This window comes from Pseudarthrobacter sp. W1I19 (assembly GCF_030817835.1).
Taxonomy (GTDB): domain Bacteria; phylum Actinomycetota; class Actinomycetes; order Actinomycetales; family Micrococcaceae; genus Arthrobacter.
Window position 1 is genome coordinate 3,907,685 of sequence record NZ_JAUSZR010000001.1, and the last position, 24,360, is coordinate 3,932,044.

The window sequence follows — 24,360 nt, forward strand, 5'->3', positions numbered from 1 at the left end:
GTTGCTCCGGGTAATGCAAGCGTTTACATCAAAAAGTTATCTGAGAGGAACCAAATGTCCAACCCGGACGTTCCTGCTGATCGGCCAGCCGCCAGTGAATGGTGGACGGACGCTGTGGTCTACCAGATCTATCCCCGGTCCTTTGCTGACGGCAATGGCGACGGCATGGGCGATCTTCGCGGTGTCACCGATCGTTTGCCCTACCTTCAGCAGCTTGGAGTGGACGCCCTCTGGCTCTCACCCTTCTACAAATCACCCCAGGCGGACGCCGGATACGACGTTGCGGACTACCGCCAGGTGGACCCCCTGTTCGGCTCGCTGGAGGACTTCGATGCGATGTTGCAGGAAGCCCACCAGCGCGGCCTGAAGGTCATTGTTGACCTGGTTCCCAACCACACCTCCGACGAGCACGTGTGGTTCCGGGAGGCCTTGGCTGCACCCCCGGGCTCGCCAGAACGCGGACGCTACATCTTCCGTCACGGCAAGGACGAGGTACCGGGCTCCGGAGACGGCAACCGGGCACCCAACAACTGGAAATCGATCTTCGGCGGACCGGCGTGGAGCCGGATCACCGAGGCGGACGGGTCACCGGGCGAGTGGTACCTCCACCTTTTCGACACCAAGCAGCCGGACCTGAACTGGGAAAACCAGGAGGTGCAGGAGGAGATGCGCTCGGTGCTCCGCTTCTGGCTGGACCGCGGCGCGGACGGGTTCCGGGTGGACGTTGCCCATGGCCTGGTTAAGGAGCCGGGGCTGCCCGACTGGGATGGCGTGGCAGCCATGGTTGAAGGAACGCCGGAAGTGCGGAGGGAACCAGCCCCTCCCGGCGACGCGCCGGGTGCCCATACCGATGCCGAGGAACCGCACCGCGCCGTCTCCCCGGTTTATCCGCCCTCACCGTTTTTCGACCAGGACGGTGTCCACGATATCTACCGGGACTGGAACCGGGTGCTGGCCGAGTACGACGGCGACCGCATGATGGTTGCCGAGGCCTGGGTGGAGCCGGCCGAACGGCTGGCCCGCTACACCCGGGCTGACGAAATGCAGCAGGCCTTCAACTTCGACTTCCTGCTGGCCGGGTGGGACGCCGAGCGCATGGCAGCGGCCATCGAGTCATCGTTGGAAGCAGCCGCGTCAGTGGGAGCCCCCTGCACCTGGGTGCTGAGCAACCATGACACCGTCCGCCACACAACCCGGTTCGGACTCAAGGACCCTACAACCTTTCCGAAAGGCATCGCCTCGGAGGACGAGCAGCCCGATTCCGCCCTGGGCCTGGCCCGCGCCCGCGCAGCCACGCTGATTTCCCTGGCCCTGCCGGGTTCCGCCTACCTGTACCAGGGCGAGGAGCTGGGGCTTCCCGAGCACACCACCTTGCCGGCCGAAGCACGGCAGGATCCAACATTCCACAGGACCCGGGGTGCGGAGATCGGGCGTGACGGCTGCCGGGTCCCCCTCCCGTGGACGCAGGACGCGCCAGGCTATGGTTTTGCGGTTACCGGAGGTGCAACAGCAAACCCGTGGCTGCCCCAGCCCGAAAGTTTTGGGCCGCTCGCCGCCGACCAGCAGGACGGCGTGGAGGGCTCCACCCTGCAGCTCTACCGCGCAGCCCTTGCTTTCCGGTCCGCCCGGCAACTCGGCAGGGGCTCCTTCGCCTGGGCTGAGGTCCACGCTCCCGAGAGTGGAGTCCTGGCCTTCCATAACGGGGAGGTGCTGGTCCTTGGCAACTTCGGGTTCGCCTCGGCGCCGGTCCCCGAGGGGTATTCCGTGGTGCTTTCGAGCGCTCCTGAGCCCGCTGCAGACTGGAGCGGGATGGACGAGGTGCCGGTGGACTGCACCGTCTACCTCGCCACGGACTAGGACCAGCCTGGTCAGCGGACGCGCTCTGCCCTGCCGAAGCGCGTCCGCGCCCCGGCTCCGATATGGATCAGCACCGGAATCCGTTTCCCCACTACGGCCTCCAGTGCGGCCACCAGGGCGTACACCTCGTCGGCGAGCAGGTGCGGCGCCACCCCCTGTCGCGGGAGCAGGCGGACCTTCAGTGCCGGGCTGCCCTTGACCGTGTAGGTAGTCACGGTGGCACCAGCCAGGTCCGGACGGTTCGCCAGGGCGTGCTTCAGCGCTTGCTCCGCCACTCCCCCGCCGATCCGCACGTCGCCGGGGACTTCACCGGGATCGTATTCCAGGGCCAGGAGGTTGGCCCGGCCTTTTCCTTGCTGGGCCACCCAGGCCACCATAAGCCCGATCAGCACCAGCAGGGCGAAGGCCACCAGGACCCACAGCCAGCTTTGGGGCCTGCCCGGGAACCGTGTGGCGTTGAATGCCTGGTTGATGCCGCCCCAGGCTCCGGCGGACCAGGAATGCCACCAGGAAGCAACGGCCGGGACGGAAGCCAGCAGTATCAACAGGACGCCGATGGCCAGCATCTTCAGGCCCAGGATGGCGATCAGGATCCGGTTAAGCAGGGTGGGTGTGCTGTTCATGCGCCGATGACTCCGGTCGGCGCCACATTGACGTGCACCTCGGGGGACGGGTTCAGTGCCATGGCAGCAACTTCGCTCCCAACGGCTGCGAGCACGGCATCCGGATCCACTGGCACCCCCGACGTGGGCCGGACATTGACCACTACCTGGCGCTGCGAGACAACCACCATCACCTGTTCGGGGGTGACATTCGCGGCAAGCCGGGCCCGCCGCGCCAGCGAGGAAGCCACGACCTCGTCGTCCACCACCACGGCAGGGCCATCCGCGTTCCCGCCGCGGGCCAGGAGGTGCCGGGCACGGCGTCCCGGCAGGATCCCGTTGAGGAAAAAGACGAGGCCGAACATGGCGAGCACCGCTCCGATGGCTCCCAGCAGCAGCGGCGGGATCCCGGCGGGCAGCGCCACCAGGCGCTCAGCGGCCACTTGCGGCTCGATCAGCCACGCAGGCTGGCCGATGGCATGCACGCCGGCCTCAAGGAGGCCGTAGGCGGCGAAAACAATAACCAGGACTGCCGCGGCGGTGGCAACTACAGCACGTGATGAATGCGTTTCGCGGCGCAGGATCCTGCCCATGTCCGGTGACTGGTCTTCCTGGTTCCGGGTCATCGGACCCTGCCCCCTTCGCTGATCCGTGCTCCGCTGATCCTGATATCGACGCGGCTCATTCGCGCTCCGCTGAGTTCAGTCACAGTTGCCAGGATGCGTGCCTTCGCCCGGACAGTACGGTCCCTGATGGAGCCACCGGCAGCGTCCACCCGCGAGGGATCGGTGACCACCGCTTTCAGGGGCGGGATGCTGATAGGTGTGACGAGGGACAGCGCCAGCATGCCGTCGTCGTCCGCCCAGTCCGCACGGACGTCCTCCGCCTCCACTCCCAGGAATTGGGCGGCGGCGGCTTTTGCAAGGCTGGTCAGCGCTTGGGTGCTGATGCGGTTGTGGCCGCTGAACTCCTGCGCCCGGACCAGCGGGGCGGTGGCGCTCATGAGGACGAGCGCCGGCCGGTGATGGCATCCAGGACGCCGCGCAGGTCCAGTTTTCCTTCCGCAGCGCGGCCCAGGAGTGCCCCGATGGCCATAAAGAGCAGGGATACAAGGAAGCCCCACAGACCGAACTGCAGGGACATAAAGGCGACAAAGGCGCCGATGGCAACGCCGGCGACGGTGAGGCTCACAGCAGTGCCTCCCGTTCCGCGGGCCCGGAAAGGCTGGGTTTGACCGGCGGCGGGACATAGACATCGGTGATTTCGACGTTCACCTCGATCACCTGCAGCCCCACCAGTTCCTCGACTGCCCGGTAGACCGCGGCGCGGACCTCGTTAGCCAGGGAATGAAGCGGGGTTCCGTAGCTTGCCACGAGGCTGATGTCCACGGCCACCTGCGTTTCGCCCACTTCAGCGTGCACACCGGTGGCATGGTCTGAACTTCCGACGGCGTCGCGGATGGCTCCCAGGGCACGCGACGGTCCGGAGCCCAGCGAGTAAACTCCCGGGACGGCACGTGCGGCGATTCCTGCCACCTTGGCTACTGCGGTTTCAGAGATTACTGTGCGGCCAAGGCCGGGCACGGGAACCGGCGCCGGCACTGCATGGGTGCCCTGGCTGGGTTGTGGGTTCTGGTATTCCATCAGGCACTCCCCCTTCTGTTGATCCCAACCCTATCCCCTGGCTGCATCGATGTGCTCGATACCCTGCCGCCAGTGTTAAAGGACCCAGGCGGGGACGCCCCCAAGGACATCCCCGCCTGAGCGGTGCCGCCGGTTTCAGCGGCTGCGCGGCAGGTGCCGCAGTCTATTTGTAGAGGCCTTCGCCGCCAACCTTGACGTTGGTAGGCAGGTAGCCGAAGGGGCCAAGGCCGTTCTGGCCGAAGCTGCGGTCAACCTGGGTCACGCCGTTCTTGAAATTGATCTTGACGGTCGGGGAAAGCGACCCGCCGCGAACCCCGTTGACGTTGTCGATGAAGGACTGCACCAGGCCGCCCGGCTGCACGTAGTGCGAGTAGGCCTGGAACTGCCGGCCGTTCTGCTGGCCGGAGATGGTCCCGCTCGGGTTGTTTGCCGGCAGGTTCAGGTCGGTCGGGGAACCGAGGGCCAGGCCGCTGTTGTTGACCGGCTGGAAGTCGGAACGGACGCCGTCGCCCACGAAGCCGTAGACACCGTCGGGGCCGCGCATGCCTGCCGCGTAGGTGAACTGGTGGCTGATTGTGTACAGGTAGTACTTGTTCTTGCCGTTTTCGTTCTGGATGAAGATCTGCGGGCGCTCAGTCTGATCGTTCACGCAGTTGGCGGAGAGGACGGGCGGCAGGAAGGACCACTTGGTCAGGTCCTTGTTGTCCGCCACGGCCAGGCCCACGTTGGCGGTCTGGTAGTGCGCGCCGCTGTTCTGGACGTCATTGACGTTTTCGGCATGCGGGTCGCCGGGCTGGTAACCCAGGTCCTCGCCCTTGCACTGGTATTCGCCGCGGTTCCCGGCGGTGTTGCCCTCGAAGACCATAAAGGTCTTGCCCGGGTGGGCGGGATCGGCAAAGGTGTACGGGTCGCGGAAGGCGAAGCCCGGGTTCTGGGCCTTGGTCTGGTACATCTTTCCGTCCGGCTCCAGCAGCTTGGTGTGCTCGAAGCCGTCGAAGGTGACGCCGTTCTGGTCGGCGTGGATGTTGCCCAGGGCCTTGGCGATGGCAGCGTCCGGGGCGATGCCGCCGCCGCCTGCGTTGCGCTCGGCCACGTCATGGAACGTGGTGGCGGTGTAGAACACGTTCACGTGGTTGCCCTGCATCAGGCGGGTGGAGCCGGACCACTCGGTGTTGCCGATAGAGGTGTTGTCCAGGAACAGGTGTCCGCCGTAGTTCCACTTGTCCTTGACCGGATCAGCGTTGGTCTTGCGGAAGAAGTAGCCGATGCGGGCGTTCCAGTGGCGCTGGTCGAAGCCGTAGCCGGCGTGGCGGTCGGCTACCAGGGAGAAGACGACGTCCCAGCCCTTGTAGCTGATCTGGTTGGCGTTCTCGTCCGTCAGGGACCAGGTGTCCCAGACCCAGACGTCGTCATTCATGGCGGGGAAATCCTCGGGGATTTCAGGCATGGAGACATCAGGGCTCATGGAGTTCTGGCCGGGTGCGACGGTGGGATCGCTCTGGGCCATGATCTGCTGGGCGTCGGCGCGGGTCCACTTGGACGTGAAGTCCGACGCCGGGTCGAAGGCCTGCTGCGTGTGTTCCGTGGGGAGCGCGAAGCCGGGGGTCGGGGCCGGCAGTTGCTGGCTGGCCGGCGGATCCGCCGGCTCATTGGCCAGTGCGGAAGGAACGGCCAGGAAGGCCGAGGCCGCTACGGCCGTCGCCAGCGCTGCGGCGGCAGGACGCCACCGCAGCAACCGGGGGGTTTGGGGGTGCTTGTGCATTTTTGCTCTTCTCGCGGAGTTGAAACTGTTCGTGGAAGACGGGCTGGTGCCCTGGTCCTTCGAACTCCGGCGGCCCCAACAACACTGCAGGCGTTATGGGGGACACCTTTGTATCGAGGGGAACGGGGTTGGGTGGTCCCCGTAGAAGTTGGCCCAGGAGCGTGGTGCTTTCCTGGCCGCTCTCCACGCTAGGCAGCTTCCGCCGCGCATTTCAAAACGTGTTTCATGTCCGGATTCTGGGTCTGGCACTCAACTGCGCAAGCGCTTACATTGCCCAAGGCGCGCGCGTGCCACAACGGTTTGGCTCGAGTCAAATGTTTCAAAGGTCAGTCCAATTTTTCGTGATTAGGTTTGCGGGGGCACACCCAAGCCCGGCAGGAATGTGGCCAATCGCACCTGGATTGACGAGACGTACTCCACTTAGCACCCGCATCCGGGCAATTCCCCTGCCCACGCCACGGTGTTTTGTCCGGAACCGGGTGCGACGCCACGGGTCCCTGCGGGGAGGGCGGCCCCGGCTGCGGGCCGGGCAGGACGTGGTTAGGGCACGACGCGGGCCGGGCAGGACGCGGGCAGGGCGGGAGCCTGGGCAAGCGCAGCACCTGGCCCCTCGATATGACGAACGGAACGGACTTGCACTCTTATTCGCGGGTCAGAACCATCAAGGCAAGGATTTGCGAACAAGACCAGGAGTCTGGCGGGGCTCACTGCGAAATAATGCCGGGCACGGGATTCAAGCCAGGCTGCTGCTGGATTCAGGGCCGCTAACCCCACATTTTGGCCGCTAACCCCTGTATTCACGCGGCTGCCGCGTTAAAGAAGAAAAGCACCAGTTCCGAAGAACTGATGCTTCCCAGTGGTGGCTCCGACCGGCGTCGATCCGGTGACCTTTCGATTTTCAGTCGAACGCTCTACCAACTGAGCTACAGAGCCTAGGTGACTAGTCACCATGAGAGCCGGAATTGCTTCCAACAATCAGAGCGACCCTGACGGGACTTGAACCCGCGACCTCCGCCGTGACAGGGCGGCGCGCTAACCAACTGCGCTACAGGGCCTTGCGTTTCTTGCTTCACAGTATCTCTACCGCTTTTTTCAAGGCTTCCAGCCTACCAGACATTTTCTGCCTGTTTGACCAGTTCCTTGCGTACCCCCAACGGGATTCGAACCCGTGCCGCCGCCGTGAAAGGGCGGTGTCCTAGGCCGCTAGACGATGGGGGCCAGAACCCGTTCGGAACAAAATAAAAGGCGTCAAGCGAGGCTTTCCGTCTTTGTCTTTCGCGTTTCTCCGAACTGGACTCTAAAACTATAGGGCCTACTCAGGAATAATCCAAAATCGGCCAAAACACCCGTCCAGAGCGGGAAGAACAGGTGAAGATGGACTGATGGATGCCGTTGCAGCACTCAACGAGATTGCCTTCTGGCTGGAGCGCGGGCGCGTTGCCACCTTCAAGGTCCAGGCCTTCCGCAAAGCGGCGGCGGCGATCGCCCCGCTCACGCCGGAGGAAGTGGCGGCCCGGGTCCAGAGTGGCCGGCTGAAATCCATGAAGGGCATCGGCGACCGGACCTACCAGGTCATCCGCGAAGCTGTGGACGGCCAGGTTCCGGACTACCTCGCCGATCTCCGGGAAAAGGGCGCCCTGCCGCTGGCTGCGGGCGGCTCCACTATCCGGGAGGCGCTGCGGGGTGATCTCCACAGCCACAGTGAGTGGTCCGACGGCGGATCCCCCATTGAGCTCATGGTTGCGGCCGCCGGGGTACTGGGGAGGGAATACCTGGCGCTGACGGACCACTCCCCCAACCTCACCATCGCGAACGGGCTCTCGGCCGAACGCCTCCTCCAGCAGCTGGACGTGGTGGAGGCCATCAATGCCGGAGACCACCCAAGCCTGGACGGACAGCAGGACCACAAAGCACAACTGCTGACAGGCATCGAAGTGGACATCCTCGAGTCCGGGGAGCTGGACCAGGATCCGGAACTCCTGGAGCGCCTGAACATCGTGGTGGCGAGCGTCCATTCCAAGCTTCGAGCCGATTCGAAAACCATGACCAAGCGCATGCTGGGCGGTATCCAGGACCCGCACACCAACGTGCTTGGCCACTGCACCGGCCGCCTGGTGGAGGGATCGCGGGGAACGCGGCCGCCGTCGGACTTCGATGCGAAGGAGGTGTTCGCAGCCTGCGCCGAATACAACGTGGCCGTGGAGATCAACTCCCGGCCCGAGCGCCAGGACCCGCCGGACGCGCTGATCCAGCTGGCGCTGGACGCCGGCTGCCTGTTCTCGATCGACAGCGACGCCCACGCGCCGGGCCAGCTGGACTTCCTGCAGTACGGTGCCGAACGCGCTGAGCGCAACGGTGTGCCCGCCGAGCGGATCATCACCACCTGGCCCGTGGAGCGGCTGCTGGAATGGGCGGGATCGGCCTAGCCGCACTGCAGCGCGCCGGCCCTGCAGCTTTTTGGCAGGATCTTCGCTAGACGTGGCCGATTTCCGCCAGCCTGCTGTCCGCGTTCACGGATACATTGGCAGCATGCCATCAACCACCCCCGTCAGCACAAGCGTTCCCCCGCCGCGTCCATCAAGGGTCAGGGCCCTCGGGGTGGCAGCCATGGTTACTACCGTGGTGCTGTGGGCGTCCGCCTTCGTGGGCATCCGGGCCATCGGCCCCCACTTCTCCCCCGGCTCCCTGACGCTGGGCAGGTTGGCGGTTGCCGCCGTCTTACTGTCCGTTCTGGTCCTGCCGCAATTGCTGAAGAGCCGGCTCCTTCCCAAGGGCCGCGAGTGGTGGCCCATCCTCGCCTACGGAGCCATGTGGTTCGGCGGCTATAACGTGGCGCTCAATGCAGCGGAACATGTGCTGGACGCCGGCACCAGCGCCCTGCTCATCAACGTGAACCCCATCCTGGTGGCCGTGATGGCCGGGATCTTCCTCAAGGAAGGCTTTCCGCGCTGGCTCATCGTCGGAAGCGTGGTTGCCTTCGCCGGAGTGGCGCTTATCGCTTTCGGTTCCGGACAGCCGTCACGGGCGGGGGAAAGTCCGACGGCGGATGTTGCGGGTGTGCTGCTCTGCCTCCTTGCCGCCGTGCTCGCCGCAGTCAGCGTCATCATCCAGAAGCCTGTACTGCGGAAGTTTCCCGCTGCCCAGGCAACCTGGTTCGGGATACTGGTGGGCGCGTTGTGCTGCCTGCCCTTCACCGGCCAACTGGTTGCCGAAGTACAGGCCGCACCCGCAGGGGCGACGCTGGGACTGGTGTATCTCGGGGTCTTTCCCACGGCGATTGCCTTCACCACCTGGGCCTATGCGCTTTCCTTAATCGATGCCGGCAAGCTCGCCGCCACCACCTATCTGGTGCCCGGCACCACCATCCTGATCTCCTGGTTCCTCCTCGGCGAGATCCCTACGGCGTTGGGCCTGGTGGGCGGCCTGGTCTGCCTGGCGGGTGTGGGACTGACCCGGCGCAGGTCCCGGCCAATGCGCCCGAAGGATGCTCCAAGGCACCCTGCAGGCGCAACTGCCGGGCACACGGCGGGACCAGCTGCCGGGGAGGCTGCTGTGGGACCAGGGGCCAAGGGGAGCCCTTCCGGCTAGAGTCGGAGTATGCCAGCCAGCCTGCCGCCGGGCCTTCCCATCATTCCCGAAGGGCCCAGCGAGCCCCTGCACGCCGCCACGCCTGCCCACCACTTCCCGACGCAGGCGTTCAGCATGTCGCCGGATGAGTTCGAGGCCGCCGTCCGGGACGCACTGGACAGCATCCCCGGCAAATTGGCCCAGGCCATGGACAACGTGGCGGTGTTCATTGAGGACGACTATGTGCCCCCGCCCGGGGAGGACCCGGATACCGTCCTGCTGGGACTGTACGAGGGCGTGCCGCTGACCGAACGGGATTCGTGGTGGGACGCCGGCTCGCTGCCGGACCGCATCACGATATTCCGCGAACCCATCCTGGAAATCTGCGAATCGCGCGAGGACGTGATCCACGAAGTGGCGGTCACGGTGGTCCACGAGATCGCCCACCACTTCGGAATTGATGATGCCCGGCTGCACGAGCTTGGCTGGGGCTAGCCTTGTAGGCATGGGACACAACCACAGCCATACGCATGGGGTCACCGGAACAGGCCGGCACCGCAACCGGCTGGTGGCCGTCCTCGCCATCACTCTTGCCGTGGTGCTGGTCCAGGTGGTGGGTGCCGCCCTCTCGGGGTCGCTGTCCCTGCTGGCTGATGCCGGGCATATGCTGTCGGATGCTGCCGGCGTGACCATTGCGCTGCTCGCGGCCTGGATTGCCGGCCAACCTGCGAGCGACCAGCGGACCTACGGGTACCAGCGCGCCGAGGTGCTTGCCGCGCTGGCCAACGCAGTGATCCTGATCGTGATCTCAGTGGTGATCTTTACCGAAGCCATCCGGCGGATCGGGACGGCACCCGAGGTGCAGACGGACATTATGCTCTTCGCCGCAATCCTGGGTGCCGCCGCGAACCTGGTGTCACTGCTGATACTGAGGGGCGGGCATCAGGAAAGCCTTAATGTCCGCGGCGCCTACCTCGAAGTCCTTGGTGACCTGCTGGGCTCCTTCGCCGTTATTGCCGCCGCCGTGGTCATCATGGTTACCGGATTCCAGGCCGCGGATACCATCGCCTCCGTGCTGATCGCCCTGCTGATCCTGCCCCGCGCCTGGAGCCTTCTGCGCGATGTTGTGGATGTACTGCTGGAAGCCACCCCCAAAGGCGTGGAAGTCCAGATGATCCGGGAACACATACTGTCCGTCGAGGGCGTCTCGGACGTGCACGATATCCACATCTGGACCATCACGTCCGGTGTCCCCGTCTTTTCGGCCCACGTTGTGGTGGAGGACGGCGTGTTGACCGCGCGGGGCGCGGACCAGCTGCTGGACAAGCTGGTCACCTGCCTGGGCTCGCACTTTGATACCGACCACTGCACCTTCCAGCTTGAACCGGCCACGCACTCCGAACACGAAGCGCACCAGCACGCGTAGACCGGCTTGTTTCTTGCGCGGCGGTTGCATGGTTAGCGCTCCCGGCGCCTTCCCGGCACGGAGCACTGGCCCCCTCCTCGCGACACGCCGGATGTTCCTGCCCCGGCTGGCCCCGTACCGCCCGCAGCGGCACCCGCTCCGCCAGCACCCGCTCCTGCACCTGCCGCTCCTGCTCCGGCGGCTCCGGCACCCGCACCCGCGCCTGCTCCGGCACCCGCACCAGCTCCGGCCCCCGCCCCAGCACCAGCCCCGTCACCTGCGCCCGCTCCAGCACCCACGACCGGCAGCGGGACCTATGAGGCAGCCATCTCAGTGGCGCTCAGCAAGGTGGGCGCTCCCTACTACTACCAATACGGTGGCACCGGCCCCTACGGCTTCGACTGTTCGGGCCTGGTGCAGGCATCCTTTGCTGCGGCCGGAAAATACCTGCCGCGCACCGCCGGCCAGCAGTATGCAGCCGCTCCGGTCCACGTACCCATCTCGCAGGCACGGCGGGGCGACCTGCTCGTGTGGGGCTCGCCGTCGAACTTCTACCACGTTGCCATTTACCTCGGCAACGGCCAGGTGGTGCAGGCGCTCAACCCCCAGGAGGGTATCGGCGTGACCCCGCTGAGCGCCATGGCAGCATGGAGCTCTATTCCTACGCCGCCCGCTACTGACCCCATGCCGTCGGGCAGCCAGCCTACGGCCGCGTTGAAGGTCAGCTCAGGACGTCCTTGGTGACAAACCGGCCATAGGCGAGCGCGCCGAACACGGCCACGTAGCCCGCCTGGAGCCACGCGTTGTCCACAAACGAGTCCCACAACACGGGCTGGCGCAGCAGGTCCCCAAAGCCGAGCCAGTAGTGGCTGAAAAGCCACGGGTGCAACCACTCCAGCTGCGGCAACTGGTCAAGGACCTGGGACACCACGGAGACCACCACTGTGGCGGCCATGGCGCCCACGGGGACCACCGTGAGCGTGGACAGGAACAACCCCACCGCGGAAAGCCCGGCCAGGGAGACCGCGAGGTACGCGGCGATCAGCAGGATGCGCACCGCGGCTTCCGGAGGCCCGATGACGTCCCCTGACAGCAACGTCACAGGACCAACAGGAAAAAGTGCCGCCCCGATCGCGGCGCCCGCCAATCCAACGGTGAGGGGCGCAGCAAGGCAGAATGCCAATGCTGCCGCATACTTGACCAAAAGCAGCCGCACCCGGCCCGTCGGGGCAACCAGCAGGTACCTCAACGTTCCCAGGCTGGCTTCGCCCGCGATGGCGTCCCCTGCCACCACTCCCACTGTGAGCGGCAGGAACAAAGGAACGGACACCAGCATGGCGGTAAAGGCCACGAATAGACCGTTCTGCGTGATGCGGTCCAGGAACGCCGGCCCCCGTCCGGCAGGAACCGCTGACGAAATCCGCACGGCCACCGCTATCAACACCGGGATCGCCGCGAGTGCCAGCAACAGCGCCCAGGTGCGCCGGCGCCCAAACAGCACCCGGAGTTCCGAACGCAGGAGGGAAAGCCCCGATCCACGCGGCGCCGCCACCGCCGTCGTCCTGGTCAATCGGGCGCTCTCAGAATGGGCGCTACTGGGCAACGTCGAACCCCTCCCCCGTCAAGGCGACAAACCGGTCCTCAAGGCTTTCGCGTTCCACGGCGAACCCCCGGACCCGGACGCCTGCGTCCACGAGCCGGGCCACAATATCCTCCGGCGCGGTGCTACCAGGGGACGCAGTGCTTCCCGGGGACGCAGTGCTTCCCGGGGAAATGCCCTGACCGGGTGCGTCCAGCGCCGCCGTCACCACCTGGCCGTCCTGCTGCGCTGCCGCCTCCTCCGGCGCCAGCCCCAGGCGGGCGAGAACTGCCATAGCGGCCGTGGCATCTGGCGTCAGCAAGCGGATGCGGACAGTTCCGGAGCGGCGCAGTTCCGGAAGCGGCCCCTGGGCCACCAGCCGGCCCGCACTCATGACTGCCGCATGGGTACAGATCTGTTCCACTTCGGCCAACAGGTGGCTGGACACAAAAACGGTGGTTCCGTCGGCCGCGAGGGAACGGACCAGGTTCCGCACTTCCCGGGTGCCTTGCGGGTCCAGCCCGTTGGTGGGCTCATCGAGGACCAGCAGTTCGCGGGGCGAGAGCAGGGCGTTGGCGATGCCCAGCCGCTGCTTCATGCCAAGGGAATAGGCATGGACCCGCTTGCCGGCCGCATGCCCGAGGCCCACCCTTTCCAGCGCCTGATTGACCCGGGCCTTTCGGGTTGCGGGGGCAGTATGCCGGGTGGCGGCGTCGAGACGGTGGAGGTTCGCGGTACCGGAGAGGAACGGATAGAAGGCCGGGCCCTCCACCAAAGCCCCTACATGGGGAAGGACGTCCTGGAACCGGCCGGGCATCTCCATCCCGAGCAGCCGGACGCTCCCCGCGGACGCGGCAGCGAGGCCGAGCAGCATCCGGATGGTGGTGGTCTTGCCCGAGCCGTTGGGGCCAAGGAAACCAAAAACCGCTCCCTGGGGCACAGCCATGTCCAGGCCGTCCACGGCCAACTGCTGCCCGAACCGCTTTGTCAGCCCCTGTGTCTCGATGGTCAGGCCGTTCGTCCACGATCCGGGGCCCTGCGCGGCCCCGGTCACGGGGCCGTGGAAGCGGCTTGCAGCCTCTCCGGCGGGACCATTCCCGCGAAGATCCGGCCGTCGTCAGTGAGCAGGACGTTGAAAAGTGCAGTGGAAATCAGCCGACCGCCAGGAACGGCGACGGCGGCATGGGCCAGCAGCGGATTGCGGGTCAGCAGGGCATTGAGCCTTGAGCCTGCGCCGCTTTCCGCCGGAACTTCCGCTACCGTTTCCCAGCCGGACCCGGACATGTAATGCCGGGCGTGGTCCTGGATGTTCTCTGCCAGGCGGTCAGGAGTGATATACGTTCCCGGCGTCTCGGGGAATCCTTGACCGGGCTGCCGGTTGACGGGGTGGTTGAACTGCAACTCTTCGACCCTGCTGCCCGGTGGCGGGGCAAAGTTGAACAGCGCCTCGTCCGGCGCTTCCAGTGAAAGGCTGGTGAATCCAGCGCTGAAGGCAGGCTCTGCGGCTCCCCTCGCAGTGACCTTCACGGAGAGCGGCATGCCAGTCTGTGAGTCGACGGCGACCGTTACTTTGCCTACGAGGGTGCCGTCAGTGCGTGGTTCCAACTGCAGGGTGTAGGCCCGCCGGCCGGCGGTTTCCACGTCCGGACCGACGGTGACGGCGGTGGTGCTGTCAGCCATGGCCAGGAACTTCCCTGCCAGTTCCTCCGGTGTGTGGGGGGCCCGCATTCCGGTGTCAGTCTGGGACGGCTCAGCCACCGGCAGGTCATGGGCGTGGGCGGGCAGGGTCAGATGCGCGGCTGAGTTGTCCTTGGAGGAGTAGAACCAGACGTCGTTGTTATGGCGGACGATATCCCGCTCGGCGAGCCGGTCCACTACCTGGATGCGCGCCTTGGTGGGGCCGTCCATAAACACCCGCGCCGTATGCTCGCCGGTGAGGAACTCCATAACTGAAGCCACGCCGTCGGCCGATGCGGGACCCGAAGTGGGTGGTGTAGCGGGGAGCTCCGGCAACCCCAGCTGCGAGGTCTGTTCAATGGTGCCCGAGAACGTGTGCGTCTTGGGCGAAGCGAGAAGGGCGATGACTTCGGCCGGGGTTTTCTCCGGCAGGGGGTCGCCGGCCCGTGCCGGAAGGGTTCCCGACAACACCGCGGCGGCGATGACCGAAGGTACGGCCACCGCGGGAATCCAGCGCAGCCAGGGGCGGCGGATGACGTGGCTCACGCCGCGGTCCCTGATCTCCAGGCTTGTCCCGTGGTCGCTCCGGTGGTTGAAACTCCGGTTCATGGCTGATCGTCTCCGTCGCTGGAGCCCATAGTCCAAGGGTACGCCTCGAATACGCCTGCAACACCTGCCCGGGCTACCCCCGGGGCTGCGCAGGCACCACGGTTCCCGCACCGCCGTCGACCGTTATGTGCTGGCCGGTGGCGAGCCGGACTGTGGCCTCCGGGACTCCCACCACGGCAGGGATACCGTACTCGCGGGCCACTACTGCACCGTGGGAGTTGGGGCCGCCCATCTCCATCACCAGGCCGCCGGCGGTGAGGAACAGCGGGGTCCAGCCGGGATCGGTGGACGGCGCCACCAGGATCTCTCCTGGTTCCAGATGGGCCCCCACGGGGTCCAGGATGACCCGGGCGGCAGCTGTGACAGACCCGGCTGAAGCGGGGCTGCCGGTCAGGGCGCCGTCCGCCGCAGCAGCACGGCCGGCATACAGCACCTCCGGCTCGGTCCCGTCTGAGAGCAGGACCCGGGGAATGTGCCGCCTGCCTAGTTCGCTCGAATAGGCAACGCGCCGCTCCACGACGAGTTCGCGTACGTTGCGCTGCCGGCCGGCCGGGGTCGCGCTGGTGTGGCCCAGCGCCTGCCGAAGCTCATCAAAGTCGAGGAAGAAGACGTCATCCGCGCTCGCGAGCCGGCCGTCTGCAGCCAGCGCGGCTCCCACGAGCGCCAGCTGCTTCCGTACTTCAGCAAGGCCCAGGACCAGCTGGTACTTGGGCGATTCCCGCAAACCAGCGAACAACCTGGCACGCCGCAGGGCCGCGCCAACAAGCACGGACCGCACCCTGCCGCGCGCCCGGGCTTCGGCAACGAGCCGGTCCACTGCAGCCTCCGCCTCAGCCTCGGCCCGGCTGAACTGCGCGTCCGGGGCCATGGCCGGATTGTCCAGGCGGAGGTAGTTGGCCAGCACGCCCAGGATGTACGTGGCATCATCGGACCACCGCGGCATCCCCACGTCGATCTCCGCCACCGCCCGGTGGCCGTAGCGTTCCAGGAACCGCGCCACGCCTGCATTCAGCACGGGAGGCAGGTTACCGTCCCGGAAATCCGCGGCAAGCCGGGACGGCTCCCATGTCTCCAGGGCCTCCCGTGCTTCGCGCTCGACCTTCATGGCTGCAGCGAGGCGCCACAGGTCAAGGTCCATCTCGGTGGTCACATTTCGGGGCAGGCCCCGGAGCACCTTCTGCAGGTCTTCCCCGCGGCCAGGCCCGCCCAGCAGCTTGCCCGCAACCCACAGCGCGGCGAATCCCAGCGCGGGCAGCGGCAGGATGGCCGGAACGATCGCAAAAAGCCGGCTTCCAAGGAGCTGCTCGGCGTGGTCCAGCCGTTCCACGGGGCCGGCTCCTGAATCCAGCTCCAGGTCGTCGGCGAACTGCCGGCTGAACCGGTCGAGGCGGCGGAGCGCCGCCTTGGGTGTCAACAGCCCGCGGAGCAAGGTTTCCGGGGCCCGGGCACGCACCGCAGCGGGCAGGACATGGCGCAGGAGTCCGAACGGGGTCTTCCGGGTCACCGAAAATCGGGGGTCGGAAAAAAGCTGGCGCAGCACGGTGGCGGACCGGGCCTCCATGACGTCGAACACGCGCGGCAGGATGCGGCGGCCCACGGTGCTCCGGACGGGCGTCGTGACGTCGACGTACATGCGCTGGGCGGCCTCCGCATAGGGTGGTGGACCGCGGCGCGGGTCAGGGACGTCGAACCCTGCTGCCCGCGCAACAGAGGAGCCAACGAGCCGCAGTGACGCCAGCCCCATGGGGGTGAGGGGGCGGGTCAGTCCCTGGGCGAGGCTGAAGCAAAGGTATATCCGGGCTTCCCCGTCAGCGGCGGAACGGCTTTCCGGTAAGGGATACAAGGTGGTGATGGGCCGGGACTGCGTCAGCCAGAGCGCACCGCCGGTATCGATAGCCCACTCCGTGTCCTGTGGTGCTCCGAAGTGCCGCTCCGCCTGCAGGCCCAGCGCGGCGAGTTCCAGCGCCTGCCCATCGGTCAGGCTCGAATTATCCGCCGCGCCCTGGACGTTGTGGGTTTCCGTTCCACCGCCCGCCCTGGGCCGGACGGCAACCCGCTTATCGCCAAGCTTCCGCTCAAGAACCCGGTGTGCTGCCGTGTCCACCACGAAGTGGTCAGGATTGACCGCCCCGGAAACCACGGCTTCGCCAAGCCCCGGGGCGGCATCAATAACGGCTTCCCGCCGCCTTCCCGTCAGGGGGTTGGCGGTGAACATCACGCCGGCTGCCGCAGCGTCAACCATCCGCTGGATCACGACGGCGAGGGCTACTTCGTGGGGCGCAATGCCCAGTGCGGCACGGTAGGCCACCGCACGGTCTGTCCAGAGGGACGCCCAGCAGTTCCGCACGGCCACCAGGAGTGCGCCAGGTCCGATGACGTTCAGGTAGGTGTCCTGCTGGCCGGCGAAGCTGGCAAACGGAAGATCCTCGGCCGTGGCGGAGGAGCGTACAGCCACCGGAGTTTCATGTCCCAGCGCGGAGTAGGCCTGCTCTACGGCTGCGGCAATGTGCGGCGGCACCTGCAGGCCAACGATCGCTTCGCGTACAGTGCCGGCGAGCGCGGCAAGTCCGGCGGCCTGGTTGGGGGTTCCCTGCAATGCCTTTTGAAGGTCACCGAGTTGGCGGAGGCCACCGTCACGGACAGTGACGGTGGCCTCTTTGTATGCCTCGGTGGTCAGGCAAAAGCCGTCCGGCACCGGCAGCCCTGCCGATATCAGTTCACCAAGATTGGCCGCCTTGCCGCCCACCAGCGGAAGCATGCTGCCGTCGAGGTGGCTGAGGCGGACCACCAGGGCATGGTCGCTCTCCCCGCCGGCCTGGCGCGGATCCTGCCCCGCCTGTGCTGGATTGTAGGCAGCCATGGTGTGGCGCGTTCGAAGCGGCCGGGCCGGAGATCAGGCTGCGCCGAGGATGGGCCCGAAACGTGCCCTGTCGGCCAGCCGCGGGTCCTCACGGTCCGGAACCACCATCACGGGGCCCTTCGCGTGGTGGAGGACGCCGTCCGAGGTGGACCCCAGCAGCATTCCCGTGAAGCCGCCGCGGCCGCGCGTACCCACCACCACCAACTCCACGTGCCGGCTTGCGTCCACCAGCACATCCACAGGGGAACCGTCCAGCAGTTCGCTTTCCGCGGGAAGGCTGGGGTAGTGGCTCCTCAGCCAGGCCATGCCGGCGTCCAGGGTCACCTGGATGTCGGCGAAGAGCGCCTTCCGGTCCATGGGGGCGGGAACCCAGGCCAGTGAACCGCTGTACTGGGGAACGGCGCACACCACGCGGAGCGACGCGCCCAGCCGCTCGGCCTGGTCCGCGGCTTCAAGGACCGCAACCCGGGCCTGCTCCGAGCCGTCAACGCCGACCACCACCACGTTGTCCACGCGCCGGTGCCCGGCCTTGGCCTGTTCCGCCCTGATCCGCTTGTCCTCGGTAGTTTCGCCCAGACGATCAGAACACACCAGGGGCACCGTGACGGTGGGGCATTTTGCGTGGGCGGGCAGCGCGCTGCTGACTGAACCCAGGAGCCTGCCCACGAATCCGCCCCTGCCCCTGGTGCCAAAGACCAGGAGCTCCGCGGTCCGGGACATCTCCAGCAACACACCCGAGGCATCCCCGTTCTCCACCGAGGCGCTCACGTCGATGTCATACCTGGAAACCTTCTCCACCGCCTGCTTGACCACGGCTTCCGCGCCCTCGCGGATCACAGAATCGTCCACAGTGGCGTATCCGCCGTCCAAGCCGGAGGCGGCAAAGATGGGCACGGAATACGCGGTCACGATATGCAGGGGGCGGCGGCGGCGCTGGGCTTCCCGGGCCGCCCAGACCAGTGCGCACTGGCCATGTTCCGAGCCGTCCACGCCAACAACAATCCCGTCGGGAGCGGCAGGAGCACCACCGTTGTCCCGTGCCGGGTCCGGATGCAACTCTTGTGCGCCCATGGGGCCGCCTCCTCGCGATACTGCCGTATGTTGCGGCTATTCTGCCAGAACCGGACCCTTCCCCGTGCACCCGTTCAGCAGCAGCCGCCGCGCAGGAAGGGCCTGCTTCCGGTTCTCACTATTCTCCGTCCACCGTCCCTTAGCAAGCCTGTTCAGGGCCGGATAAGGGAGGTTATCCACAGGCTTCCGGCGGCAAGGGCCGCACGCTTTCCGAGGTACCGGTCCGCCCACCGCGGCAGCCCGGCCCCGCCGTTTCGGCGGTATCACGGAAAGCGTGTTCACCCGCAGGGGAATGTTTCCGGATTGGGCTATCCAGCACCGGAATTGTTCTGTAGTCTTCAGGACATTGTTGGTCCGGGACGTCAGCTGCACATGGAAGTGAGCGCTGCCCGGCCATGCATTGCGGCCGGACTTTGGGGGTAACGGGACGCGCGCGGGCGAGGACGCCTGCACCTGCCGAATCTTCGAAGGAGGGAAACTGTAGTGTCAAGCACGCCTGGGAACGCCGGGACCGAGCAGACCACCACTGTGATCATTGGCACAGGCCTCTCCGGCCTGGCCGTGGCCGCCGAACTGTGCCGCCGCGGGGTTGATTCGATCGTGGTGGACGGACTGGACCTCCTTGGTGCGGCGCAGCCGGCCAACACAGCTTCCCTCCAGCGCTGCGATGCAGCGGACCCCGTCACCCTCCGTGAACGGAACGAAATCCTGCGCCACCTCCGCAACTATGCCGCCAGCCACGACGTGGATGTCCGGAACACCACCAGGGCTGTCCAATTGACCATGGTGGAGGGCCTGCCCGGGGGCACAGCCGTTCCGCAGTGGGAGGTGCACACCCCCAGCGGCATCCTGGTCGCTGACCACATCGTGCTGACGCGCTGCGCCCACAGCCAGCTGCGGCGGATGATCAACGACTTCGGCATCACCGTGGGCCGCAACGTCGTCGCTGCCATGCGTGCCATCGGCATCTACATGGTGGGTGTGGGCGAACTGATCACCCCTTCACCTAAGGAGGTGCTGCGCCAGGCCAAGACGGTGGGCCACGCCATTTCCGCCAAGGTCAACCCGGACAGTGTTGGGTCCGCCTTCACCGGAAGCCTGGCGATCCTGCCCTGTTAGGGCTCAGCGCTCGTCATCACTGCCCGCCGTGAGCCTGCGGCGGGCCAGGACGGCGAGGGTGGCAAGCAACCCCGCCGCGGCAGCGGCAAAGATTACGATGCTCCATTGGAACGGCTCACCGGAGCCCGTGGGCTCCGGCGCCGCTGTCTGTCCCGGCTGGGCGGTTCCCATGGCAGGAACTGTTGCCGCCGCCGTCGTACCGGCTGCCGGAGCAGCCCCGCCCGCAGCCGCAGCCGCAGTGAAGCTGAACGTCCCTTCGATAGGGTGCGAGTCAGCGCTGACCACCCGCCACGCGACCGTGTACTGCCCGGCCGGGGCACCGGCCTTGAGTTTCTGGCGGGCCACGTTGTCCACGATCTCCACCGCCCCGTCGGCCCAGTCCCTGCCCGAGGCGTCCTTGACGGAGAAGGATGAGCCGATCCCGAGCGGGTTGTTGCTGAAGGTTACTGACACCTGCTCCGGCACTACGGCCACCGAGGCGCCCTGGGCGGGGCTGCTGGATTCGGCAGCGTCGTGGGCGGCGGCCGGACCGGCCAGGCCCAGGACGGCGGCGGCGCAAACGAAGGACCCGAGCACAAAGCCCAGTAACTGGCGGCGGATGGAACCCATGCTTGGACTGCTCCCTTGGTGTTGGCTTCCTAACAGACTAGGCGAAATTGGCGGGCTCTCCGCCAGAGTCACCATAGGATTCAGGTATCCCCAAAGACTTCCCCGGAGGACTAATGCTTAAGCAAGGCTCTGCCCTGGACCGGTATTTTATGATCACCGAGCGCGGTTCCAACCTCTCGCGCGAGATCCGCGGAGGCTTCGCCACGTTCTTCGCCATGAGCTACATCGTGGTGTTGAACCCCCTGATCCTCTCCGGCCCGGACTCAAGCGGCACCACCCTCGGGTTTCCCGCCGTTGCCGCTGTCACGGCTTTTGTTGCCGGCATCCTCACCATCCTCATGGGAGCCTGGGCCAAGCACCCCTTCGCGCTGGCCACCGGACTGGGCGTCAACGCCTTTGTGGCGGTCACCGTTGCCACCAACCCCGGCCTGACGTGGCCCGACATGATGGGCCTGGTGGTGATCTCCGGCGTCACCATGCTGATCCTGGTCCTCACCGGGTTCCGCACCGCCGTGTTCAAGGCAGTTCCGGAGGGCCTCAAGACGGCGATCGTGGTGGGCATCGGGCTGTTCATTGCCCTGATCGGGCTGGTCAACGCAGGCTTCGTCCGCCGCATCCCGGACGTGGCCGGCACCACCGTCCCGGTTGGCCTCGGCTTCGAAGGCAAGCTCCTTGGCTGGCCCACCGCCGTGTTCGTGTTTGGCCTGGTCCTGACCATCGCGCTGGTGGTGCGGAAGATCAAGGGCGCCATCCTGATCGGCATCATCACCTCCACCGTCATCGCCGTGATCGTGGAGATGACGCTACACATCGGGCCCAGCGTGCAGCCCGGCAAGCCCTTCAACCCCCAGGGCTGGTCCCTGGTGGCCCCCACCTTCAGCGAATGGGCCGCCCCCGACCTGTCCCTGATCGGCAAGGCCAACCCGTTCGGTGCCTTCCAGCACCTCGGCTTTGTGGCCGCCACCCTGCTGGCCTTCGTGATCCTGCTCAGTATCTTCTTCGACGCGATGGGCACCATGGTGGGCCTGGCCAATGAGGCCGGCACGGTGGACGAGCACGGCAACATTCCCGACGTCGACCGCGTCCTGCAGGTGGACGCCCTCGGCGCAATCGCCGGCGGCGGCGCGTCCGTGTCCTCCAACCAGATCTACGTCGAGGCCGGCGCCGGAATCGGTGAAGGCGCCCGCACGGGCATCGCCTCGGTCGTCACGGGCCTGTTGTTCCTCGTGGCCATGTTCTTCACCCCGCTCATCAACCTGGTGCCCTTCGAAGCCGTGGCTCCGGCCCTGGTGGTGGTGGGCTTCATGATGGTGTCCCAGGTGGGCAAGATCGACTGGCAGGACTGGGGCATCGCCATCCCGGCCTTCCTCACCTTCACGCTGATGCCGTTCACATACTCGATCGCGAACGGACTCGGCGCCGGCTTCATCGCCTACGTCCTGATCCGCACCGTCCAGGGCCGGGTCAAGGACATCCACCCCCTGATGTGGGCAGTGGCCGGTGCGTTCCTGCTGTTCTTCGCGATTGGTCCCATCGAGGCCGCCGTCGGAATGTAGCCACCGCCTACACAGGGGTGTTGGGGGCCAGCCCCTCATCTCCGGACACTGCGCGGGCCTTCTTGATGCGGAGCCGGTCCAGCCGGTTCATCAGCGGTGAGGTGGTGGCGCCATGGATTACGATCGAGAGCGCCACCACCAGGCCCACAAAAGCCCACAGCCACTCCGCCTGGCCCGCAAACTGGCCCTTGCCCAGGGCATAGGACAGGTAGTACAGCGAGCCGATTCCGCGGATTCCGAAGAACGAGAGGGCAATCCGTTCCCGCGGGCCGGTCTTGCCGCCCAGCAGCCCGAGCCAGCCTGCCAGGGGCCGCACCACCAGCAGGAACGCGAGCGCCACCAGCACCTCCGCCCAGCCGATTCCCGCCAGCAGCCCGCGGGCGATCGCGCCGCCCAGCAGGACCAGGATCACCACGGTGAGAAGCCGTTCGAGCTGCTCCACGTAGGAGTGCAGCACCCGGTGGTAGCCGTGCGTGCGCTCGGCGGCGTGGATGGTCACGGCGCAGACAAACACGGCGATAAAGCCGTAGCCCTCGACAACTTCGGTGACACCATAGGCCAGGAACGTGGCGGCGAGCGCCACAAAGCCCTCGGAGTGGTTGGATACCCGCAGGCTGTCGGCCCGCGCGGAGAAGAAGATCCTGGCCAGGACCTTGCCGGTCAGGAAGCCCAGCAGCAGCCCGATGGCGAGCCGCCACAGCACGTCCACCCCAAACCATTCGGGAAACCAGGCGGACGGCGATGACCCGGCAATGCTGATGGCGATGGCGAGGTAGACGAACGGGAAGGCCAGGCCGTCGTTAAGCCCGGCTTCGGAGGTCAGGCCGAAACGTACCTCGTCCTCCTTGTCCGTGCCACCGTCGTCGTCCGCGGGCTCCCCCACCTGCACCTCGGAGGCCAGGACGGGGTCCGTAGGCGCGAGGCTGGACGCCACCAGCAGGGCGGCGCCGAGGCCCAGCCCCAGGAACCACAACCCCAGCAGGGTCAGGCCGATGATGCACAACGGCATGGCGATCCCCAGCAGGCGCCAGGTAGTTGACCACTGCCGCCGCCCCACGGGCCGGTCCAGCGCCAGCCCGGCGCCCATCAGCGAAATGATCACGCAAATTTCCGAGAGGTGCAGGACAAAGTCGCCGTGCGCTACCGGGTCCGGGTCCGGAAGGGTGGGAATCAGGGCAAACGCGCCCATGCCCGCCCCGAGGAAAACCATGGGCATGGAGAAGGGCATGTCGCGCAGCAGTTTGGGGAGCACAGCGGCTGTGAACACAGCCAGTCCGGCAGCGGCAAACAGGATGTTGGGGGCTTCAAACACGGTGCTGTTCTCCGGCCTGGGTCGATTGCGCCCTCGTGGCGCGGCAAGATGGCATGGTCCCGGAAGGGATTGCTCCACCTTAGCCCCTCCGGATTCCGCCGGCAGGTTCTTGAATTCCAGACACCACGACGGCGTCGTTGCTGGTTTTCAACCCCGGGATGCAGTGAGCTTGAACCATGCCTGCCTCAACCCCTGCCGTCGACGTCCCGCCCCAGCCCTGGACCGGCCGGTTTGATGGCGACGGTGCCGGGCACCTCCGCTGGTGGCAGGCGGTAAAAGCGTACGACGCCGGACCGTCAGCCGGCGGCGGAACAAAACCTGCAGCGCTGCTCGGCTTTTGCAGTGACGAGGGGGTGCGCCGGAACAAGGGCCGCGTTGGTGCAGCCAACGCCCCGGCTGCCCTTCGCGCCGCCCTGGGCCCCTTGGCGTACCATCTGGAGCGACCCGTGGCGGACGCCGGTGATGTGGTGGTCTCCGGCTCCGAACTGGAGGCAGGACAGGACCGCGCCGGCCGCGCAGTGAGGGAAATGCTCGACGCCGGGCAGCTCACCGTGGTGCTGGGCGGCGGCCACGAAACCGCCTATGCGAGCTATTCGGGTGTTGCCGCATCCGCCGCCGTCCAGGGGGGCCTGAGGCTGGGCGTGCTGAACCTCGACGCCCACTTCGACCTGCGCGACGAGCCCGTCCCCAGTTCCGGCACACCATTCCTCCAGATGGCCCGCGCGGAAGCAGCCGCCGGGCGCGACTTCCGCTACGCCGTCGTCGGAATCTCCGAACCCAACAACACCCGCACCCTCTTCGAAACGGCACGGAAGCTGGGCGTGCGGTACCTGCTGGATGAGGACTGCGGAGCGGAGCGGGTGCAGGAATTCGTGGCAGGGTTCCTCGCGGACATCGACGTCCTGTACCTGACCATCGACCTTGACGTGCTGCCCGCAGCGGTGGCGCCCGGTGTCAGCGCCCCCGCCGCGTACGGGGTGCCACTTCCGGTTATCAGTGCCGTGTGCCGCCAGGTAGCGCGGTCACGGAAGCTGCTGCATCTTGACGTCGCGGAGCTGAACCCGGAATTCGATATTGACGGCCGGACCGCGAAAGTTGCCGCCCGGCTGATCGACACCCTGCTGCGCTGAGC

The 24,360-nt window shown here is 66.6% G+C and carries 22 protein-coding genes and 3 tRNA genes; 9 read left to right on the top strand and 16 right to left on the bottom strand.

Annotated elements, in window-relative coordinates; translation table 11 throughout:
- Positions 1–54: 54 nt before the first annotated feature.
- On the top strand, positions 55–1,857 hold the full coding sequence (locus QF038_RS18010; RefSeq protein ID WP_307611897.1) for a glycoside hydrolase family 13 protein: 1,803 nt from the start codon (positions 55–57) through the stop codon (positions 1,855–1,857).
- Positions 1,858–1,868: 11 nt separating this feature from the next.
- Here the strand turns inward: QF038_RS18010 and QF038_RS18015 are convergent, their stop codons facing one another.
- The 9 genes from QF038_RS18015 to QF038_RS18055 all read right to left on the bottom strand — a co-directional run bounded on the left by QF038_RS18015 (position 1,869) and on the right by QF038_RS18055 (position 7,082).
- Positions 1,869–2,480 (bottom strand): hypothetical protein, encoded by a 612-nt coding sequence (locus QF038_RS18015; RefSeq protein ID WP_307611899.1) that lies wholly within the window; start codon positions 2,478–2,480, stop codon positions 1,869–1,871.
- Positions 2,477–3,085 (bottom strand): hypothetical protein, encoded by a 609-nt coding sequence (locus tag QF038_RS18020; RefSeq protein WP_307611901.1) that lies wholly within the window; start codon positions 3,083–3,085, stop codon positions 2,477–2,479. The genes QF038_RS18015 and QF038_RS18020 overlap by 4 nt, the downstream gene beginning before the upstream one ends.
- Positions 3,082–3,462 carry a hypothetical protein gene (locus tag QF038_RS18025; protein WP_307611902.1) on the bottom strand — a complete coding sequence of 127 codons (381 nt, stop codon included), beginning with the start codon at positions 3,460–3,462 and terminating at the stop codon, positions 3,082–3,084. Before QF038_RS18025 ends, QF038_RS18020 begins: the two co-directional genes overlap by 4 nt.
- Complete coding sequence (locus tag QF038_RS18030; RefSeq protein ID WP_091420981.1) at positions 3,459–3,650, bottom strand: DUF2273 domain-containing protein; 192 nt, start codon at positions 3,648–3,650, stop codon at positions 3,459–3,461. The genes QF038_RS18025 and QF038_RS18030 overlap by 4 nt, the downstream gene beginning before the upstream one ends.
- Positions 3,647–4,102: an Asp23/Gls24 family envelope stress response protein gene (locus QF038_RS18035; protein ID WP_307611904.1), complete on the bottom strand. Its 456-nt coding sequence runs from the start codon at positions 4,100–4,102 to the stop codon at positions 3,647–3,649. The genes QF038_RS18030 and QF038_RS18035 overlap by 4 nt, the downstream gene beginning before the upstream one ends.
- Before the next feature lie 163 nt (positions 4,103–4,265).
- On the bottom strand, positions 4,266–5,864 hold the full coding sequence (locus tag QF038_RS18040) for a glycoside hydrolase family 68 protein (RefSeq protein WP_307611906.1): 1,599 nt from the start codon (positions 5,862–5,864) through the stop codon (positions 4,266–4,268).
- Between the two features lie 857 nt (positions 5,865–6,721).
- Positions 6,722–6,797 (bottom strand) — tRNA-Phe (locus QF038_RS18045).
- A 48-nt stretch (positions 6,798–6,845) separates the two neighbouring features.
- Positions 6,846–6,919 (bottom strand) — tRNA-Asp (locus tag QF038_RS18050).
- A gap of 90 nt (positions 6,920–7,009) precedes the next feature.
- Positions 7,010–7,082: transfer RNA gene (locus tag QF038_RS18055), tRNA-Glu, on the bottom strand.
- Between the two features lie 164 nt (positions 7,083–7,246).
- On the opposite strand from QF038_RS18055, the gene QF038_RS18060 reads away from it, so the two are divergent.
- The 5 genes from QF038_RS18060 (at position 7,247) to QF038_RS22365 (ending at position 11,580) form a co-directional block, all read left to right on the top strand.
- Entirely contained in the window at positions 7,247–8,290 is a 1,044-nt protein-coding gene (locus QF038_RS18060; RefSeq protein WP_307611908.1) for a PHP domain-containing protein, read from the top strand.
- Between the two features lie 103 nt (positions 8,291–8,393).
- A complete protein-coding gene (locus QF038_RS18065) occupies positions 8,394–9,452 on the top strand; it encodes a DMT family transporter (protein ID WP_307611910.1) in 1,059 nt (352 codons plus the stop codon).
- 9 nt (positions 9,453–9,461) lie between these two features.
- Positions 9,462–9,926 (top strand): metallopeptidase family protein, encoded by a 465-nt coding sequence (locus QF038_RS18070; RefSeq protein WP_307611912.1) that lies wholly within the window; start codon positions 9,462–9,464, stop codon positions 9,924–9,926.
- A gap of 10 nt (positions 9,927–9,936) precedes the next feature.
- Complete coding sequence (locus QF038_RS18075) at positions 9,937–10,857, top strand: cation diffusion facilitator family transporter (protein WP_307611914.1); 921 nt, start codon at positions 9,937–9,939, stop codon at positions 10,855–10,857.
- A gap of 312 nt (positions 10,858–11,169) precedes the next feature.
- A complete protein-coding gene (locus tag QF038_RS22365; protein WP_373461593.1) occupies positions 11,170–11,580 on the top strand; it encodes a C40 family peptidase in 411 nt (136 codons plus the stop codon).
- Here the strand turns inward: QF038_RS22365 and QF038_RS18085 are convergent.
- The 5 genes from QF038_RS18085 to QF038_RS18105 all read right to left on the bottom strand — a co-directional run bounded on the left by QF038_RS18085 (position 11,558) and on the right by QF038_RS18105 (position 18,632).
- Positions 11,558–12,406, bottom strand: a complete 849-nt coding sequence (locus QF038_RS18085) for an ABC transporter permease (RefSeq protein ID WP_307611916.1) — start codon at positions 12,404–12,406, stop codon at positions 11,558–11,560. The genes QF038_RS22365 and QF038_RS18085 overlap by 23 nt on opposite strands.
- Positions 12,407–12,428: 22 nt before the next feature.
- Positions 12,429–13,469: an ABC transporter ATP-binding protein gene (locus QF038_RS18090; protein WP_307611918.1), complete on the bottom strand. Its 1,041-nt coding sequence runs from the start codon at positions 13,467–13,469 to the stop codon at positions 12,429–12,431.
- Complete coding sequence (locus QF038_RS18095) at positions 13,466–14,701, bottom strand: hypothetical protein (protein ID WP_307611920.1); 1,236 nt, start codon at positions 14,699–14,701, stop codon at positions 13,466–13,468. The genes QF038_RS18090 and QF038_RS18095 overlap by 4 nt, the downstream gene beginning before the upstream one ends.
- 73 nt (positions 14,702–14,774) lie before the next feature.
- A complete protein-coding gene (locus QF038_RS18100; RefSeq protein WP_373461594.1) occupies positions 14,775–17,561 on the bottom strand; it encodes a PEP/pyruvate-binding domain-containing protein in 2,787 nt (928 codons plus the stop codon).
- Positions 17,562–17,594: 33 nt separating this feature from the next.
- Positions 17,595–18,632, bottom strand: coding sequence for a universal stress protein (locus QF038_RS18105; RefSeq protein ID WP_307611922.1), 1,038 nt, complete (start codon positions 18,630–18,632; stop codon positions 17,595–17,597).
- 483 nt (positions 18,633–19,115) lie between these two features.
- Between QF038_RS18105 and QF038_RS18110 the strand changes: the two genes are divergently transcribed.
- Positions 19,116–19,751, top strand: a complete 636-nt coding sequence (locus QF038_RS18110) for an FAD-dependent monooxygenase (protein ID WP_307611924.1) — start codon at positions 19,116–19,118, stop codon at positions 19,749–19,751.
- Between the two features lie 3 nt (positions 19,752–19,754).
- Here the strand turns inward: QF038_RS18110 and QF038_RS18115 are convergent, their stop codons facing one another.
- The gene (locus tag QF038_RS18115; RefSeq protein ID WP_307611926.1) at positions 19,755–20,360 is read right to left on the bottom strand and encodes a copper resistance CopC family protein; all 606 of its coding nucleotides are present in this window, start codon (positions 20,358–20,360) and stop codon (positions 19,755–19,757) included.
- Between the two features lie 113 nt (positions 20,361–20,473).
- Between QF038_RS18115 and QF038_RS18120 the strand changes: the two genes are divergently transcribed.
- Positions 20,474–21,916: an NCS2 family permease gene (locus QF038_RS18120; protein WP_307611929.1), complete on the top strand. Its 1,443-nt coding sequence runs from the start codon at positions 20,474–20,476 to the stop codon at positions 21,914–21,916.
- 7 nt (positions 21,917–21,923) lie between these two features.
- Here QF038_RS18120 and QF038_RS18125 read toward each other — a convergent pair whose 3' ends face one another.
- Positions 21,924–23,228: a sodium:proton antiporter gene (locus QF038_RS18125; RefSeq protein ID WP_307611930.1), complete on the bottom strand. Its 1,305-nt coding sequence runs from the start codon at positions 23,226–23,228 to the stop codon at positions 21,924–21,926.
- 176 nt (positions 23,229–23,404) lie between these two features.
- Here QF038_RS18125 and hutG point away from each other — a divergent pair, with 176 nt between their 5' ends.
- Positions 23,405–24,358, top strand: a complete 954-nt coding sequence (gene hutG / locus QF038_RS18130) for a formimidoylglutamase (protein ID WP_307611932.1) — start codon at positions 23,405–23,407, stop codon at positions 24,356–24,358.
- Positions 24,359–24,360 lie beyond the last annotated feature (2 nt).

What these genes read in the sequence shown, in the direction of transcription:
- QF038_RS18060 (WP_307611908.1), top strand. Translation starts at nt 7,247, where the DNA reads ATGGATGCCGTTGCAGCACTCAACGAGATTGCCTTCTGGCTGGAGCGC.
- QF038_RS18020 (WP_307611901.1), bottom strand. Translation starts at nt 3,085, where the DNA reads ATGACCCGGAACCAGGAAGACCAGTCACCGGACATGGGCAGGATCCTG.
- QF038_RS18120 (WP_307611929.1), top strand. Translation starts at nt 20,474, where the DNA reads ATGCTTAAGCAAGGCTCTGCCCTGGACCGGTATTTTATGATCACCGAG.
- QF038_RS18105 (WP_307611922.1), bottom strand. Translation starts at nt 18,632, where the DNA reads ATGGGCGCACAAGAGTTGCATCCGGACCCGGCACGGGACAACGGTGGT.
- QF038_RS18010 (WP_307611897.1), top strand. Translation starts at nt 55, where the DNA reads ATGTCCAACCCGGACGTTCCTGCTGATCGGCCAGCCGCCAGTGAATGG.
- hutG (WP_307611932.1), top strand. Translation starts at nt 23,405, where the DNA reads ATGCCTGCCTCAACCCCTGCCGTCGACGTCCCGCCCCAGCCCTGGACC.
- QF038_RS18065 (WP_307611910.1), top strand. Translation starts at nt 8,394, where the DNA reads ATGCCATCAACCACCCCCGTCAGCACAAGCGTTCCCCCGCCGCGTCCA.
- QF038_RS18100 (WP_373461594.1), bottom strand. Translation starts at nt 17,561, where the DNA reads ATGGCTGCCTACAATCCAGCACAGGCGGGGCAGGATCCGCGCCAGGCC.
- QF038_RS18015 (WP_307611899.1), bottom strand. Translation starts at nt 2,480, where the DNA reads ATGAACAGCACACCCACCCTGCTTAACCGGATCCTGATCGCCATCCTG.
- QF038_RS18040 (WP_307611906.1), bottom strand. Translation starts at nt 5,864, where the DNA reads ATGCACAAGCACCCCCAAACCCCCCGGTTGCTGCGGTGGCGTCCTGCC.
- QF038_RS18025 (WP_307611902.1), bottom strand. Translation starts at nt 3,462, where the DNA reads ATGAGCGCCACCGCCCCGCTGGTCCGGGCGCAGGAGTTCAGCGGCCAC.
- QF038_RS18115 (WP_307611926.1), bottom strand. Translation starts at nt 20,360, where the DNA reads ATGGGTTCCATCCGCCGCCAGTTACTGGGCTTTGTGCTCGGGTCCTTC.
- QF038_RS18075 (WP_307611914.1), top strand. Translation starts at nt 9,937, where the DNA reads ATGGGACACAACCACAGCCATACGCATGGGGTCACCGGAACAGGCCGG.
- QF038_RS18035 (WP_307611904.1), bottom strand. Translation starts at nt 4,102, where the DNA reads ATGGAATACCAGAACCCACAACCCAGCCAGGGCACCCATGCAGTGCCG.
- QF038_RS18095 (WP_307611920.1), bottom strand. Translation starts at nt 14,701, where the DNA reads ATGAACCGGAGTTTCAACCACCGGAGCGACCACGGGACAAGCCTGGAG.
- QF038_RS18070 (WP_307611912.1), top strand. Translation starts at nt 9,462, where the DNA reads ATGCCAGCCAGCCTGCCGCCGGGCCTTCCCATCATTCCCGAAGGGCCC.